This window comes from Herbiconiux daphne (assembly GCF_024979295.1).
GTDB classification, from domain to species: domain Bacteria; phylum Actinomycetota; class Actinomycetes; order Actinomycetales; family Microbacteriaceae; genus Herbiconiux; species Herbiconiux daphnes.
Genome location: NZ_JANLCJ010000013.1, coordinates 16905 through 33023, shown reverse-complemented (window position 1 = coordinate 33023; position 16119 = coordinate 16905). Strand labels below are relative to the sequence as shown.

The 16119-nt window shown below is 69.8% G+C and carries 14 protein-coding genes and 1 tRNA gene; 4 read left to right on the top strand and 11 right to left on the bottom strand.

The annotated features are described in order from the left end of the window. The first annotated feature begins 1 nt into the window (after position 1). From N1032_RS21075 to N1032_RS21065, 3 genes are read left to right on the top strand one after another with little or no spacing between them, the layout of a single operon-like run. The gene (locus tag N1032_RS21075) at positions 2-709 is read left to right on the top strand and encodes an MSMEG_4193 family putative phosphomutase (protein ID WP_259542080.1); all 708 of its coding nucleotides are present in this window, start codon (positions 2-4) and stop codon (positions 707-709) included. Positions 710-718: 9 nt separating this feature from the next. Then, complete coding sequence (locus N1032_RS21070; RefSeq protein ID WP_259542078.1) at positions 719-1285, top strand: DUF3090 domain-containing protein; 567 nt, start codon at positions 719-721, stop codon at positions 1283-1285. After that, entirely contained in the window at positions 1282-2070 is a 789-nt protein-coding gene (locus N1032_RS21065) for an SCO1664 family protein (RefSeq protein ID WP_259542077.1), read from the top strand. Before N1032_RS21070 ends, N1032_RS21065 begins: the two co-directional genes overlap by 4 nt. Before the next feature lie 66 nt (positions 2071-2136). Here N1032_RS21065 and N1032_RS21060 read toward each other — a convergent pair whose 3' ends face one another. From N1032_RS21060 to N1032_RS21010, 11 genes are all read right to left on the bottom strand, one after another. After that, positions 2137-4236 (bottom strand): vWA domain-containing protein, encoded by a 2100-nt coding sequence (locus N1032_RS21060; protein WP_259542075.1) that lies wholly within the window; start codon positions 4234-4236, stop codon positions 2137-2139. Then, positions 4229-5611: a MoxR family ATPase gene (locus tag N1032_RS21055; RefSeq protein ID WP_259542140.1), complete on the bottom strand. Its 1383-nt coding sequence runs from the start codon at positions 5609-5611 to the stop codon at positions 4229-4231. The genes N1032_RS21060 and N1032_RS21055 overlap by 8 nt, the downstream gene beginning before the upstream one ends. 74 nt (positions 5612-5685) lie before the next feature. After that, positions 5686-7161, bottom strand: a complete 1476-nt coding sequence (locus tag N1032_RS21050) for an FGGY family carbohydrate kinase (RefSeq protein ID WP_259542073.1) — start codon at positions 7159-7161, stop codon at positions 5686-5688. Position 7162: 1 nt separating this feature from the next. Beyond that, entirely contained in the window at positions 7163-7960 is a 798-nt protein-coding gene (locus N1032_RS21045; protein WP_259542071.1) for a BtpA/SgcQ family protein, read from the bottom strand. Further along, positions 7957-8775, bottom strand: coding sequence for a DeoR/GlpR family DNA-binding transcription regulator (locus N1032_RS21040; RefSeq protein WP_259542069.1), 819 nt, complete (start codon positions 8773-8775; stop codon positions 7957-7959). Before N1032_RS21040 ends, N1032_RS21045 begins: the two co-directional genes overlap by 4 nt. After that, positions 8775-10124, bottom strand: coding sequence for an amidohydrolase family protein (locus N1032_RS21035; protein WP_259542068.1), 1350 nt, complete (start codon positions 10122-10124; stop codon positions 8775-8777). The genes N1032_RS21040 and N1032_RS21035 overlap by 1 nt, the downstream gene beginning before the upstream one ends. Continuing rightward, positions 10124-11662, bottom strand: coding sequence for an ABC transporter ATP-binding protein (locus N1032_RS21030; protein ID WP_259542067.1), 1539 nt, complete (start codon positions 11660-11662; stop codon positions 10124-10126). The genes N1032_RS21035 and N1032_RS21030 overlap by 1 nt, the downstream gene beginning before the upstream one ends. Positions 11663-11668: 6 nt before the next feature. Further along, positions 11669-12760, bottom strand: coding sequence for a BMP family ABC transporter substrate-binding protein (locus N1032_RS21025; RefSeq protein WP_259542066.1), 1092 nt, complete (start codon positions 12758-12760; stop codon positions 11669-11671). Positions 12761-12853: 93 nt separating this feature from the next. Continuing rightward, entirely contained in the window at positions 12854-13882 is a 1029-nt protein-coding gene (locus tag N1032_RS21020; RefSeq protein WP_259542065.1) for an ABC transporter permease, read from the bottom strand. Next, on the bottom strand, positions 13879-15021 hold the full coding sequence (locus N1032_RS21015) for an ABC transporter permease (protein ID WP_259542061.1): 1143 nt from the start codon (positions 15019-15021) through the stop codon (positions 13879-13881). The genes N1032_RS21020 and N1032_RS21015 overlap by 4 nt, the downstream gene beginning before the upstream one ends. Positions 15022-15206: 185 nt before the next feature. Continuing rightward, a tRNA-Pro gene (locus N1032_RS21010) sits at positions 15207-15280 on the bottom strand. 179 nt (positions 15281-15459) lie between these two features. On the opposite strand from N1032_RS21010, the gene N1032_RS21005 reads away from it, so the two are divergent. Then, positions 15460-16116 carry a TetR/AcrR family transcriptional regulator gene (locus tag N1032_RS21005; RefSeq protein WP_259542060.1) on the top strand — a complete coding sequence of 219 codons (657 nt, stop codon included), beginning with the start codon at positions 15460-15462 and terminating at the stop codon, positions 16114-16116. The last annotated feature ends 3 nt before the right edge of the window (positions 16117-16119 follow it).

The window sequence follows — 16119 nt, the reverse complement described above, 5'->3', positions numbered from 1 at the left end:
CATGGCCACTGTCATCCTCGTGCGGCACGGACGCACCGCCGCCAACACCGCCGGCATCCTCGCGGGCCGTGCCGCCGGCGTGCGGCTCGACGCCGTCGGTCGCGAGCAGGCGGCCCGCACCGCTCAGCGCCTGGCCGTCGTGCCCCTCGTGGCCGTGGTCTCGAGCCCGCTCGAGCGCTGCCGGCAGACCGCCCGCGCCATCCTCGACCGGCAGGCCGGTTCTCCCGCGACGCCGATCGACCGCGGGCTGACCGAGTGCGACTACGGGCAGTGGCAGGGCCGCTCGCTCGCCGAGCTGTCGAAGGAACAGCTGTGGTCGGTGGTGCAGCAGCAGCCGTCGGCCGCCGAGTTCCCGGGCGGCGAGTCGCTCGCGGCGATGCAGGCACGCGCGGTGTCGTCCATCCGGCGGCACGACGCGCGGTTCGAGGCCGAGCACGGGCCGGGTGCCGCGTGGGTGGCGGTCAGTCACGGCGACGTCATCAAGTCGATCCTCGCCGACGCCCTCGGCATGCACCTCGACCTGTTCCAGCGCATCAGCGTGGGGCCGGCATCCGTGTCGATCGTGCGCTACGGCGCGGCCCGGCCCGATGTCGTGGCCACCAACACCGACTCCGGCGACCTCGCCTGGCTCGCGTCGGCCGCGCGCGCGGGCGATGCCCCGGTGGGTGGAGGGGCCGGTCCGCAGGCGACATCCGGTTCGCCCTCCTAAAATGTGACCATGCCCACTATCGTTCACGCGTTCGACTGGCCCGACCGGGTCGTGGTCGGCACGATCGGCCTGCCCGGCGAGCGCACGTTCTACCTGCAGGTGCGCTCGGGCAGCCAGATCGTCAGCGCCGCCCTCGAGAAGGAGCAGTCGGCCCTGCTCGCCGAGAAGATCGACGAGATCCTCGACGAACTGATGGTCAACGAGGGCAACCAGTTCAGCGTGCCCGCCGTCACCCCCGTCGAGCTCGTCGACAACGAGCCGCTCGAGCAGCCGGTCGATGAGGAGTTCCGCACGGGCGCGATCGGCCTGGGCTGGGATCCGACCACCGCTCAGGTGGTGATCGAGGCCTACCCGCTCGTCATCGTCGATGCCGACGACGTCGACGACCTCGCAGAGCTCGACGAGCTCGAGGTCGAACCGGCCGAGATGCTGCTCGTGCGGCTGCCGGTGGGCGCCGCGCGCGCCTTCGCCAAGCGCACCCGCGAGATCGTGGGCGCGGGCCGGCCCCTGTGCCCTCTCTGCGGCAACCCGATGGATGCCGACGGCCACATCTGCGCGTCACCCGACGATCTGTGACGACCAGCGGGCACGGCGACGGCGACGGTGAGCTGCAGCACGCCGAGCTCGAACTCACCGGGCGCATCGCCGCGGCCTCGAACGCCACCTTCCTCGCCCACATCGGCGAGACGGCCGTGGTCTACAAGCCCATCGCCGGCGAGAAACCGCTGTGGGACTTCCCCGACGGCGACCTCGCCCACCGTGAGGTGGCGGCCTACCTCGTGTCGGAGGCCTTCGGCTGGAACGTCGTGCCCCGCACCTGGCTCCGCGACGGGCCCCTCGGCCCCGGCATGGTGCAGCTCTGGCAGGATTCCGACCTCGAGCACGACACCGTCGACCTGGTCGTGGCCACCGAGCTACCCGACGAGGGCTGGCGGCACGTCTTCGACGGCTACGACGACGAGGGTCGCGAGGTGGCGCTCATCCACGAAGACACGCCGGCGCTGCGCCGCATGGCGGTGTTCGACGTGGTGGTGAACAACGCTGACCGCAAGGGCGGCCACGTGCTGGCCATGCCCGACGGCCACCGGCACGGCGTCGACCACGGGCTCACCTTCCATGTCGAGCACAAGCTGCGCACGGTGCTCTGGGGGTGGCTGGGCGAAGAACTCACCGACGACGAGGTCGACGGCCTCGATCGGGTGCGCGCCCGGCTCGACGCCGATCTCGGCGCCACCCTCGCCGGCTACCTCACCGGGGCCGAGATCGCCACCTTCGTGACCCGCCTCGACCGGCTGCGCGCCCAGCGGGTGTTCCCGGCCCCGCGCGGCGAGATGCCGGCGGTGCCGTGGCCGCTGTTCTGAGCCGGACTGTTCTGGGCCGAACTGTTCTGGGCCGAACTGAATTCCTGGCCTGAAGCGCCGGCGCGCTCAGCCGGTCCAGGAGCCCCAGCCGCGGCCGAACATCCCGTCGAACCCGTTCGCCCCACCGGTGCCGCCGCTTCCGCCGCTCTGCCGCGACCCGAGATACGACCCCACCACCGCCGCGCCGAGGTCGTCGGCCTCGGGTGCCACGACCGTGCCGCCCACCCGCCGCGCCATCGAGTCGATGAACCGGGCGAGCCCCGGGTCTTCGCCCAGCCGGAAGAAGGTCGTGTGGGCGCCGAGGCGCATGGAGTTGTCGAGCTCGCGCACCGCGTACGCGATGGTAACCGGGTCGGGCGGGTAGGTGAAGTAGATCTCGCCGTTGGGCTCGAGGTGAGAGGTCGGTTCGCCGTCGGTCACGATCAGCAGCACGGGCTGGGCATTCGGATGCTTGCGGAAGTGCCGGTTCGCCAAGAGCAGCGCGTGGTGCAGGTTCGTGCCCTTGTCCCACATGGCATCCAGGCCCACGAGATGCTCGATGTCCATCACCTCGGCGTGCCGCCCGAAGCCGATCAACTGCAGGTCGTCGCCGCGGAACCGGCTCGTGATGAGGGTGTGCAGGGCGAGGGCCGTGCGTTTCATCGGCACCCAGCGGCCATCCATCGCCATCGAGAACGAGGTGTCGACGAGAAGAGCCACGCAGGCCTGGGTGCGGGCCTCGGTCTCCTGCACCTCCACGTCGCCGATCTCGATCCGGATGCCGCCGCCGAGCGCTCCCCCGGGCTCGCCGCTGCCCACCGCTGTCTGCGCCTGGGCACGCTCGCCCGCCGTGCGGGTCAGTGCGTTGGTGATGGTGCGGGTGACGTCCCATGGCTCGGTGTCGCCGAACGCCCACTCGCGGGTGGCCCCGGAACGGTCGCCCGCGGCGCCGGCCTGACGCAGGTCTCGGGCGCCCTGACGGCCCGACAGTCGCTGGGCGACATCCCGCAGCAACGCCTTGCCGAGCTGGCGCATGGCCTTGGGGGTCATCTTGAGCTGGCCGTCGGAGCCGCGCTTGATGGTGCCGGAGTCGCGCAGCGCCTTCTCGAGCTGCTGCAGGGTGCGGGCGTCGACGGCGGCCTCGCCACCGAGCTGGCGTGTGAGCTTGTCGAGGTCGAGGTCGTCGAGGTGCGAACCGCTGTACGACTGCGACAGTTGCTCGGCGAGCTCATCGAGGTCGGCGATGTCCTGGAACACGCCGGTGCCGTCGCCGAGGCCGAGGCCCTCGTCGCCGTTCATGTTCTCCGAGCCGCTCCAGTCCTCGCCGGGCCGCAACGACCGCAGGTTGCCGTCGAGCTGGGCGAGCGACTGCATCAGCTCGGGCGACCCGAAGGCCTGCTGGGCGAGCGCGTCGAGTTCGGCCCGCTGCTCGGGCGTCATCGAGTTGCGCATGCGCTGCGCCGCGGCGGCCCGCTGGGCCAGGGTGTCGAGCAGTTCGTCGATGTCGGCCGGCTGCTCGGGAAAGTAGTCGCCGTGCTTGGCCATGAACTCGTCGAACTGCTCCTGGGTGTCCAGGCCCTGGCGGTGGTCGTCGAGCAGCTGGTTGAGGTCGCCGAGCATCTCGTTGATCGCCTGACGGTCGTCATCGGTGGCGTTCTCGAGGGCGTTCTTGAGGCCCGCGAACCGCTGGTCGAGCATCTCGCGGCCGAGCAGGTCTTTGATCTTCTCGAAGTCGGCGCGCGCGTCGGCGCTCTTCCAGTCGTAGCCGTTGAGCTCGCTCACCGCGGCGGCGGTCGAGGCGGGCAGATTGCCGAGCTGCAGTTCGGCGAGCGCGCGGTCGCCTTCGTCCATCATCGCGTCGCGGGCGAGCTGTTTGCGTTCGGCGAGCACGGCCCGGTCGAGCAGTTCCTTGATCTCCTGCAGGGTGCCGTCGAGGTTGTGCTTCTGGGCGAGTTCGCGCCGCCGCTCGGCCACCCGGCGGGCCAGGTCGTCGAGCCCGGCCTGGTCGCGGCCGCCGCGGCGCAGGAACTCCCGCATCGCGCGTTCGGGCGTGTAGCCCGCCATCACGTCTTCGCCGATCGCGTCGAGCGCTTCGGCGAGGTCGACCGGCGGTGCCAGCGGGTCGGGCCCGTCGACATACCGCCCGTAGCGCGACCCGCGCGTGAGCCGGCGGTTGGCCCTAGCCATAGATGGCCTCGCCTCCGCCGATCTCCTTGCTGATCTTGCGCGAGAGGTAGAGCCCCTCGAGAGCGAGCTCGATGGCCCCGGCCCGCTCACCGTCGTTGGTCGCGCCGAGCCGCTCGGTCACCTCGTCGTAGAGCTCCGACTCGCCGAGCGAGGGCAGGCCGGCGAGGAAGTCGCGTGCGGCGACCTGTTCGCCGGTCGTCACCATGACGCCGCTCTCGAGCGCGTCGACGAGCACGCCGAAGTCGATGCCCCGGAAGTGCGCGCGCACCGTCTCGGCGGTGGCGGTGCGCAGCAGGTGCTCGAGAATCTCGTCCTCGCGCCCTTCCTCGCCCGACTCGAACTCGATCTTGCCGCCGAGCACGTCGACAGCGGTCTCCAGGTCGATCGGCCGGGCCACGGCATCCGGCTCTCCCTGCCGCGTCGCCCGGTGCAGGGCCGCTGCGGCGATGGTCTCGGCGCCGGCGATGGCGAACCGGGCGCTCACGCCGCTGCGCTGGTCGACCGCGCTCGATTCGCGCAGCGCCCGGGTGAAGCGGGCGAGAATCTCGATCAGGTAGTCGGGAACGTGGGAGACGAGTTCGGCCTCCTGCCGGATGACGGCCACCTCGTCGACCAGCTCGGTCGGGTAGTGGGTGCGGATCTCGGCGCCGAAGCGGTCTTTCAGCGGTGTGATGATGCGGCCGCGGTTGGTGTAGTCCTCGGGGTTGGCGCTCGCCATCACGAGCACGTCGAGTGGCAGTCGCAGCACGTAGCCGCGGATCTGGATGTCGCGCTCCTCCATCACGTTGAGCATGGCCACCTGGATGCGCTCGGCGAGGTCGGGCAACTCGTTGATGGCCACGATGCCCCGATGGCTGCGCGGGATCAGCCCGAAGTGGATCGTCTCCGGGTCACCCAGGCTGCGCCCCTCGGCCACCTTCATCGGGTCGACGTCGCCGATGAGGTCGGCCACGCTCGTGTCGGGCGTGGCGAGCTTCTCGAAGTAACGCTCGTCGCGATGCCGCCACTCCACCGGCAGGTAGTCGCCGAGTTCGGCCGCGCGCCGCTTGCTCACCGAGGTGATCGGCTCGTAGGGGTGCTCACCGAGCTCGGAGCCGCCGAGCACCGGCGACCACTCGTCGAGCAGGCCGCTCATCGTGCGCAGCAGGCGGGTCTTGCCCTGCCCGCGCTCCCCGAGCAGCACGATGTCGTGCCCGGCGATGAGCGCGCGTTCGAGTTGCGGGATGACGGTGGTCTCGAAGCCGTGCAGCCCCGGCCAGGGGTCGCGCCCCTCACGGAGGGCGTCGAGCAGGTTGTCGCGGATCTCTGTGCGCAGCGTCTTCTGCTGGTGCCCCGAGGCACGCAGCTCTCCGACCGTTGCGATGGTTGGACGCATCACCTTCACAACACTAACCCCGCCGCGCGGGCCCGATGTCGGTGCCGCCGAACTCGGTGCCGGTGAGCGCGTTGTCAGCGGCGCCGGGACAGCGCGTGCATGACAGCGCCAGTCGAATCGCCGAGCTGGCGCCAGAGAGCGTAGGCCTCGTCGTAGCGGTCGACGAGCTGGGGCTCCGGGTCGACGGTGACGCCGGGCAGCACGAACCGCGCCATCGCCTGCCAGCCAGGCAGATCTCCGACGCCGATCGCCGCGGCCACTGCCGCTCCGAGGGATGCTCCGGGATGGTGCCGCAGCGTGCGGAGGGGCGTCGCGAGCACGCTCGCATGGATGCGCTTCCACAGCATCGAATTCGCCCCACCGTCGGATACCGTCGCGGCATCCAGCGGCACCCCCGCCGAACGAAGTGCCTCGGCGTTGTGGCGGAAGCCGAAGGCCACCCCTTCGAGAACCGCGCGGTAGAGGTCGTACCGGTCGGTGCCGAGGTGGAGGCCCGCGAAGACACCGCGCAGTTCCGGGTCGTTCAGCGGCGACTTCTCGCCGAGGAAGTACGGCAGGCAGAGCACCTCGGCCGCAGGGCGCGACGCGGCCCGCGCGTCGAGCGCCGCGAGGTCGTCTTCCTGCAGCACATCCTGCATCCACCGCACCAGACTGCCGCTGGTGGCCATGCAGCCGTTGGGCAGCCAGAGCCCAGGCACCGGATGAGCGTCGAGATAGAAGCGCTCGTCGACCACGGGTGTTCCGGACACCGCGAGGATGTCTCCCGCGCCGCCCAGCTTCACCAGCCAATCGCCCCCGGTCGCGAGACCGGCGCCGACGGCGGAGAGCACGTGGTCCGCCCCGCCGACAACGAGCGACACCTCGCCGGTCAGTCCGCACGCCGCGGCGAGCGCGGAACTCATCGTGCCGACGACGGTGCCGGAGGAGACTGCCGGTGCCAGCCGGCCCTGGAGATGACCGGCCGTGATCGCGGGCTCGAACTCCGCCGCGGCGAGATCGAACAGTCCCGACTCGATCGCCCAGTTGCGCTCCACGTGCGCCTCGGCCCCCAGTGCCATCAGCAGCCAGTCGTACGAACCCACGATCAGGCTCGTGCGGTGCCACACCTCGGGCTCGTGTCGCTCGAGCCACAGGGCTGTCGGGCCGACCGACTGCTGCGTCACCGGCGATCCGGTGCGCTCGAGCGGATGCTTCGTCTCCAGCAGTCGCGCCATCTCCGCCACTTCGTGGTGCGCCCGCGAGTCGTTCTGCAGGATCGCCGGCCGCGTCGGCTCGCCGTTGCCCCCGATGGCGACCACCGCGGGGACCATTCCCGACGTCCCGACGGCTGTCACCGTGTGAGCCGACCGGGCCGCCACGGCGGCCAGCTCGGCGATGATCGACAGGGCGTTCTCGCGCCACTGGCTGGGCGAGGCCTCCGCCCAGCCGGCATGCGGCGACGACAGCCGGTTCGTCCGTCCTGCTGAGGCGAGGATCCCCTCGTCCGGGTGCAGGAGAACACCTTTCACGCTCGTGGTGCCGAGGTCGAGCCCGATGGTGACCCCGGTCACGTCAGCCCTTCGCCGCGTCGACGAAACGACGGGCACGGTCGGGGTCGACCGGGTTCCAGGTGTAGCCGTCCACCTTCAGCGAGGAGCCCACGATGCAGCCGTCGGCCAGCTCGAGCATGCCCGCGATCGTCTCGGCACGGGCGCCGGTGTTGAGGATGACGGGCACGGCGGGGTCGACGGCCTCCCGCACCGAGCGCAGCACGTCGACCGACGGGCCTGCACCGGCCATCGGACCGGAGACCAGGATGGCATCGGCGAGGCTCGAGACCACGGTGGAGTGCGCGATCTGCGGAAAGGAGCGGGTTCCGATCGGCGAGGCGAACTCGGGGGCGATGTTCACGAGTATGGCGACGTCGGACTCGAGGCGTCGTCGCTCCCGCAGCAGGGCGGCCGAATCCGTGTTCCACAGCCCCATGTCGGACTCCCACACTCCCCCGGTGACTTCGCGCAGGAAGCTCGCCCCGGTGGCGACCGCCACCGCCAGGGCGATCCGTGGGTCCCAGAGGAAGTCGACGCCGAACGGGATGCCGTCGGGCCGGCACTCGGTGACCACCCGGGCCATCACCGCGGCCGACTCCGGCCCGCCGCGCAGCTCGTAGGGGCGGTCGTTCTCGTTGCAGAACATCACGGCGTCGAACCCGGCTTCGACGAGCAGCGCGACGTCGGAGTGCACCTGGTCGACCATGCCCTGCACGCCGGCCGCCGCGTCGTAGAGCGGCGTGCCGGGCAGGGCCGGAAGGTGGGCCATCGCGATCAGCGGCTTGTCGACGCCGGGGAAGATGGTTGCGAAGCGTGTCATGCGATTTCTCCTGGTACCTGGAACGAACCGGCCGTCTGAACGGCCGGAGGGGGAACGACGACGACCTCGACCCCGCCGGCTCGCGCGGCGACGATCGTCGGGTGGTCTTCGGGGCCGTCGGTCACGATCGCCGTGACCGACGCCAGCGGGGCGATGTTCACGAGGTGCACGCGGCCGAGCTTCGCGGCGTCGACGCCGACGATCACGCGAGTCGAGGCATCCATCGCTGCCTGCTTCACGCTGGCCTCCTGCGGGTGGTACTCGGTGAGTCCGCGCTCGGCGTCGACGCCGGCCACGCCGATCACGAAGGTGTCGCAGTTGTAGCGGGCGAAGGTTCGCTCAGCATCCGCTCCGATCAGGCTCAGTTCACCCGGCCGCACGGTGCCACCGGTGAGGATCACCTGCGTGTCCGGCTCATCGGCGAGGGTGGTCGCCACGGTGATGCTCGGCGTGATCACCGTCAGGCCGAGTCCGCGCCCCCGGATGGCCCGCGCGACCGAAGCCACCGTGCTGCCGCTGTCGAGCACCACGGTTTCACCGCGCCGGAGCAGGCTCACCACCTCTTCGGCGATGTGCGCCTTGCTGTCCACGGCCTGACCGGCGCGCAGGTCATAGCTCGGCTCGAAGGCCGTGCCGCCGAGCGAGATCGCTCCGCCCGAGACCCGGCGTAGCACGCCATCGGTCTGGAGCACCTCGATGTCCCGTCGGATCGTCATCTCGCTCACCCCGAAAACCTCCGCGAGCTCGCCGAACGACACCTCGCCGCTGCGGATGACGCGCTCCTCGATGAGCGTGCGCCTCTCCTTGGCGTCCATCACTGGTCCTTTCCCGCGCCGGCGATTGCGGTGCCGGCGTGCATCCTCGCGATCAGGGTGTCGTAGTCGGCCTGCTGGCGGGCCAGCGACCCGCCGACATCGAGTGTCAGCACCGTCGAATCGCGCATCAGCCAGTTCCCGTCAACCATCGAGTGGGTCACGGATGCGCCGGATGTGCAGTAGACCAGGGCGCTCTCGAGCGACTGCGCGCCGACCGGGCCCCGGGAGATGTCGCGCACGGGCACGGCGATGAGATCTGCCACCGCCCCGGCGACCAGCATCCCGTCGAGCTCACCGCCGTCGATCGCGCGCTGGCCTCCGGTGGTGGCGATGGCGAGGATCTCAGCCGCGGTCACCTGGTCGGGCACGTGCGAGTCGAAGGCCGCGAGCTTGCCGAGCGTCCGCATCTCCTCGAAGAGGTCGGAATTGGTGTTGTTGCAGACGTTGTCGGTGCCGAGCGCCACGGTGACTCCGGCGTCGAGAGCGGCCCGCACGGGTGCGGCCGGGGCGCCGCTCATCATGGCGACCGACGGGATCACCGTCATAGCCGCCCGGGTTCCCGCGAGCAGAGGTAGCTGCTCGACGGGCACGGTGTTGCAATGGGCCAGGATGCTTGGAACGTCGAGCATCCCCATCTCGCTCATCACCTCGAGAGCCGGGCGCCCGAAGTGCTCGAGGCAGTAGTCGTCCTCCTCGCTCGAGGTGGAGAAATGAACGTGCAGTCCGGCGCCGAGACGGGTGGCGAGGGCGAGCTCCGCCTTCATCGCCTCGGGCTGGTTGTCGACGAAATAGGCGTGCGGCCCGACCCAGCCGCGCACCCGGTCGTTGCCCGCCATGCTCTCGGCGAAACTCGCCGCCGCCGCCAGCTCCCTGGCCCTCACGGAGTCGTCGCCGAGTTCCACGATGCCCCAGCCGATGCGCGAGCGCAGGCCGGACTCGATGACGGTGGGCGCGATCTCGTCAGCGAAGAAGTACTGGTCGGCGAACGAGGTGATGCCGTGCCGGATCATGTCGGCGCACGATACGGCGACCGAAGCAGGCACGAGCTCCGGCGTGAGGTACTGTTCACGGCTTCGCAGCACCGCGAGGAAGCCCTCCATCGAGAGCAGAGAGTGACCCTCGGCGACCCCGCGCATCAATGACATCGGGGTGTGCGCGTGCGCGTTGACGAGGCCCGGCAGGAGCACGACGGACCCGAGGTCGGTGACGGATGCGCCGGCCGGGCGCGTGCCGGTCACCTGGGCCACCGAGACGATCAGCCCGTTCTCGACCTCGACAGCTCCGGGCTCGAGCACGGTGCCCGACCCGTCGTTGACGACGACGTGGTCGGCCACGATCCATTCGGTCATCACAGTTCCTTTCCGCGGGCCATGATCTGGCCGAGTCGTTCGCGGTCCACCTCGAACCGGTCGTAGGGCCCGATCAGCTCTCCGTTGTACATCACGGCGATCCGATCGGAGAGGGCGAGGATCTCGTCGAGTTCGGCCGACACCAGGAGCACCCCGCAGCCGTCGCGGCGCGCCGCCGACAGCGCACGGTGCACGAACTCGATCGAGCCCACGTCGAGCCCGCGCGTGGGCTGATTGGCGAGCACGACCTTCGGAGAACCGGAGAGCTCGCGCCCGATCACGATCTTCTGCAAGTTGCCACCCGACAGCGACCCGACGGTGCGCGTGGGAGACGCGCCGCGCACCTCGTAGTCCGCGATCAGGCGCTCTGCGAAGCGGCGACGTAGACCTTTGCGCACGACACCCCAGCGGCTGAAGCGCCGGCTGCGGTAGGCAGTGGAGGCGGCGTTCTCCTCGAGCGACGCGTCGAGGTTGAGCCCCACGTGCATCCGGTCGGCGGCAATGTGGGCGATACCGGCGCTCCTCACCCGAGCGGGTGAGGAGCCGGTCAGACCGACGCCCTCGAGCGAGACCTGGCCGGCATCCAGGGGTCGTAGGCCGGCGATCGCCTCGATCAGCTCGTCCTGACCGTTCCCGCTCACTCCGGCGATGCCGAGCACCTCGTGCGAGCGAAGGGTGAAGCCCACATCGCGGAGGCCGCTTCCCCCCTCGTCCGTCGGAGGCGCCACCGCGCCGGACACCTCGAGCAGCGGTCGGCCTGCGGCGCCCTCGTTGCGGTCGGCGACCAGCAGCACCTCCCGGCCCACCATCAGGAGGGCCAGCTCGGCGTCACTGGCGTTCCCGCGCCGCAGGTCACCGACCACGCGGCCTTTGCGCATCACGACGATGCGGTCGGCGACGGCCTGCACCTCGGGCAACTTGTGCGAGATGAACACGACCGACCGGCCCGTGGCGGCGAGGGCACGCACCATCGCCACCAGTTCGTCGGCCTCCGAGGGCGTGAGCACGGCGGTCGGCTCGTCGAGGATGAGCAGTCGAGCGTCGGCGGCGAGCGCCTTCAGGATCTCCACCCGCTGCTGTGTGCCGATCGGCAGGTCGGCAACGCGGCGACTGGGATCGATTGCGAGCCCCGTCTCCTCCGCCAGGCGAGCGACCCGCCGTTCGGCCTCGGCGTTGTCGAAGAGTCCGCGCTTGCGTGGCTCCCGGCCGAGCAGCACGTTCTGGGCGACGGTGAAGCTCGGCACCAGCTCGAAGTGCTGATGCACCATGCCGAGGCCGTTCGCGATGGCGTCCTGCTGGTCACGGATGACCACCGGGCGTCCGTCGATCAGGATCTCTCCGGCATCCGCGTGGTGCACACCGAACAGCAGGTTCATCAACGTGGTCTTGCCGGTGCCGTTCTCACCGATCAGGGCCACGACCTCACCCACCGCCACCTCGAGCGAGACGTCGGCGACCGCGAGCACACCGGAGGCCGGGAAATACTTCCTCAGTCCGCGAAGCTCGAGGCGCGGCGCCTCGCTCGAGACGATGGACATCGGCTGCTAGCCTTCCAGTCCCACGGCCGCGCAGGCGTCGCTGCTGGGATCGTTGAGCGCGTCGCAGACCTCGATCGAGCCGTCGATGATCTGCTGCTTGAGGTCGTCGACCTCGGTCTTGAGGGCCGGCACCTTCGACGCGAGCGCCTCGGGTCCCTCGTCGGCGAACACGGTCGAGCCGTCGTCCCAGGACAGCCCGGACACCCCGTCGGCGAGTCCGGCCGACACGAAGCCCGACTCGAACTCGCCGTTCTTGGCGGCCTCGATCAGGTTGTAGGTGGTCTGGTCGACCCGCTTCATCACTGAGACGATCACGGTGCCGGGTGCGTCGCTGTCCTGGTCGGAGTCGACGCCGATCGCGTACTTCCCCTCCTGCGTGGCCGCGGTGAACACGCCCTGCCCGCTCAACCCGGCCACGGCGAAGACGATGTCGTTGCCGTCCTGGTAGAGCGCGAGCGCCGCCTCCTGACCCACCGACGGGTCGGAGAACTCACCGTTCAGGTAGCTCGGCGTCACCGTGCAGTCCGGGCACGCCGCGAGAACGCCCTGCTTGTAGCCGTAGAAGAACTGGTTGAGACCGGGATTGTCGATGCCGAGCACGGCGCCGACCTTCTTGGTCTCGCTCAGGCTCCCGGCCACGTAGCCGCCCAGGTAGCTGGACTCGTGCACGTTGATGGCGAAGGCCTGCACGTTCTCGGGCAGTTCGTCGACGAAGATGTCGCTCGGCACCCCGAACAGCTGGTCGGGGTTCTCGTTCGCCACCGCGAGCAGCGAGTCGGGGTCGAGACCGGGCGCCACGATGATGCCAGGATGCGTCGCGACGGTCGAGCGGATGACGCCCTCCTGCTGCGACACGGACTCGGCCTCGACCACTCGGCCGGTGACGCCCAGTTCGCTCTCGGCGAGTTCGGTGCCGGCGATCGCGGAGTCGATGAAGCCGCCGTCTCCGGCGGCGCCCGGGGTGATGAGGGCGTAGGTGAAGGCGTCGGCGTCGGTCGCGCTCGTGCTGCTCGCCGAACCGGTGCTCGAGCAGCCGGCGACGAGGGCCAGACAGGCCGCAGCGGCGGCGGCGACCAGGACTTTTCGTGATCGGGACATGAGTCTCCTTGTGGGATCGTGAGGATGGGATGTGGGGGTGCGGGTTGCGGTGCGGTTGCGGTGCGGGTCTTCAGTGCGGGTTGCCGTGCGGTTTCAGTGGTGGGTGGTACGGTCGTGCTCGTCCGGGGTCTGGGAGCCCGCGCCGGATGGCGCGCTGGACGCACGGGCGGGGTCCGGCGGCGGGTTGCGCAGCCGCTTCCGGAGTCTGAGTCGACTGCTGTTGCGCCACAGCCTGGTGAGGTCGTCGCGGGATGTGGATCGGATGCCCACGAGCACCAACGCCACGAAGGCCGCGCCCTGTGGGATGAACTGGGTCAGGTTGGCCGGCACGTCGATCTGCTGGAGGCGGATGGAGGCCGCGCTGGCGAACCCGAACACACCGGCCGCCGGCAGGATGAAGGCCGGGCGGTTCAGCGCGAGCAGGGCAGCGGTGATGCCGATCCAGCCGCGGTCGCCGCTCATGTTGCGGGTGAACAATCCAAGGTCACCCACGGAGAGGTAGGCGCCGCCGATGCCCGCGATGGCACCGGCCGCGACCAGCGCCCAGAGCCGGGTTCGGGCCACCGGGAGGCCGGCTGATGCCGCGGCGATCGGCGCCTCGCCGACGGCGATCAGATGCCGGCCGCTCCGAGTGCGGAAGAAGAGAGCGACCAGCACAACGAGCACGAAACCGAGGTACACGATCCAGTTCAGGCGGGCCAGCAGCGGGCCCACGACGGGCAGCTCCGACAACCCGGGGAAGACGATCGGCGGGATGGGGTCGAGATCGGGTGAGAAAGTGCCCACTCCACCGAGGTAGGAGCGCATCAGGTAGACGGTCAGCTGCAGCACCAGGATGTTGAGCCCGATCGCGAGCACGACCAGGTCGACCCCGAGCCGGTCGGCGAAGGCCAACAGCAAGCCGATCACCGCCCCGGCGCCGGCGGCCGCGACCACGCCCACGGTCGTGTTCTGGGCACCGGCGGCCACCAGGATTCCCACAAAGGCGCCCGCGAGCACCTTTGACTCGATCGCCAGGTTGAGCACTCCGGCGCGGGCGCTGATCATCGAGGCGATCGCCGCGAACAGGATCGGTGTCGTGAGGCGGATGCCGCTGTTGAGGAAGTCGACGAAGGCGTTCATGGGCGGTCCGCCGTCACCGGTTCGGCTGCGCGCGGATCATCCGGCGGCAGGATGGTGTCACCCTCGTCGATGAGGCGGTTCGCTCTGCGCCGCGCGAGCGCACGTTCGAAGCGCGTGAGCAGCGGCGCCTGAGCGGCGACGAAGACGATCATGAGGGCCAACACGGTTGAACCGATCTCACGGGGAACGCCGAGCACGATCTGGAGGCCGTTCACGGCGCCCACGGTGACGCCGGCATAGAAGACGCCCACGATCCCGGCGCCGATCGCGGTCGTGCCACCGAGGATCGCCGCGGTGAGGCCGGTGAAGCCGGTGCCGTCAGAGAAGCCCTCGATCACCCGGTAGTTCGTGCCGAGCACTTGCACGCCGCCGCCGATTCCGGCCAGAGCTCCGCCGATGAGCCCGGCGCGCAGCAGGCTGCGGGTGCTCGACATGCCGGAGTACCGTGCGAACAATCGCGCTTCCCCGCTCATCCGCTGTTCGTAGCCGGCGGTGGTGCGGCTGAGGTAGAACCACACCAGCCCGCAGGCGATCACCGCGAGCACGAAGGCGAGCCCGACCTTGGTGGAGGTGTCGAAGAGCGGCAGTTTGGCGGTGTCAGCGATGGGGCGCGTGTAACCCACCGTCGAGGCTTCGGCCCGGAGCGGGTAGTTCACCAGGAAATCCACCAGAAGGCCGGCGATGGCGTTCAGCACGATCGTGATGATCAGCTCGTTCACGCCCAGGAACGCCTTGAGCAGCGCCGGTATGACGCCCCAGAGTGCACCCACGACGGCCGCGGCGGCGAGGCAGACCAGCGGATGCACGCCAGCGGGCAGCGTGAGCGCGCCCACCACGGCGGCCGCGAGGCCGCCGAGGGCGTACTGCCCCTCCTGGCCGATGCTGAACAGCCCCGACCGCAACGACACGACTGCGCCGAGCGCGCAGAAGATGATGGGGGATGCGAAGGCGAGCGTGCCGCCGAGGTTGCAGTACGCGGGATCGCAGCTGAAGCCGGCGCTGATCACCGTGCTGGCGGCGTCGATCGGCGATTGCCCGAGGGCGCTCACGAGAACGGCCCCGACAGCCAGGGCGATCGCCACGGCGAGCACCGGCATGCCGATCCGCCGGATCACCCGTTCCACCGTCTCGCGCCTCATGGCCTCAGCATGACGAGCGGATGTTACAAATTCACAATGCTTGCATTTCCACCGTGTTACAAATTCACAATTCGATTGCCATGAGCGACCGAGTGTTCGCAGACTCTAGGCAATTCCGCGTTCCCATCACTCCGTCCGAAACGAGAAGAGGGCCGCCCGGATGGGCGACCCTCTTCTCGTTTCCGTCGGGCTGACAGGATTTGAACCTGCGACCCCTTGACCCCCAGTCAAGTGCGCTACCAAGCTGCGCCACAGCCCGTGGCATGTCATCCGAGCCCCGCCGAAGCGGCTCCGGACAACTTGTCCATAATAGCGCCTCGAACGGGTGCCCGCTGACGCGAGGGCCCGCGACATTCGCTGCCCTAGTTTTTGATCAAGGTTTGGGACTTTCTATCCCAAACTCGGGAGGTTCAGAACGTCGTCATTGCATAATTGAGCATGCCCCAGTCAGCCGCCTTACCCGCAGCACCGTCCCGACGTCAGGGCGCGTCCGTCAACCTGGCCGAACCCCGAGCGGCCAGAACGCACGAAGCCCTGACCACAGCCCTGTTCGGCCTGCTCCGCAGCCACGATCTGACCGAGATCAGCATCTCCGAGCTCTGCCGCACAGCGGGTGTCCACCGCACCACCTTCTATGGTCACTACGCCGACATCTACGCCTTCGCCGCCGACGCCTTCGCGCGCATGCTCGACGACCTCAACGCGGTGGCCGAAGATCCGGCGACGTTCGACGACTCGTCGATCGAGGCCGTGCTCGACGCCTACAACGCGTCGATGCGCCGGGCCCTCGAGCACATCCGCGACAACCGCCCCGCCTACCGCATGATGTTCGGCACCCGGGTCGACGCCGGATTCCGCAGCGAACTCTTCCAGCGGCTGCTGCGGCGCGCCTCGCTCGCCATCTCGATCTGCCAGCGGCACGGGCGCGCGGCCGACGTCGACCCGGCGACCGCGGCCGCCTACATCGCCGGCGGATCGGTCGGCGTGTTCGAGGAGTGGGCCGGCAGCGACGACACGGATGCCGACGCCCGCACCGCGCAGATCATGGCCATCTCGCCCGCCTGGTGTTCCGCCGTGCAACCGCCGATGGTGTGAAAT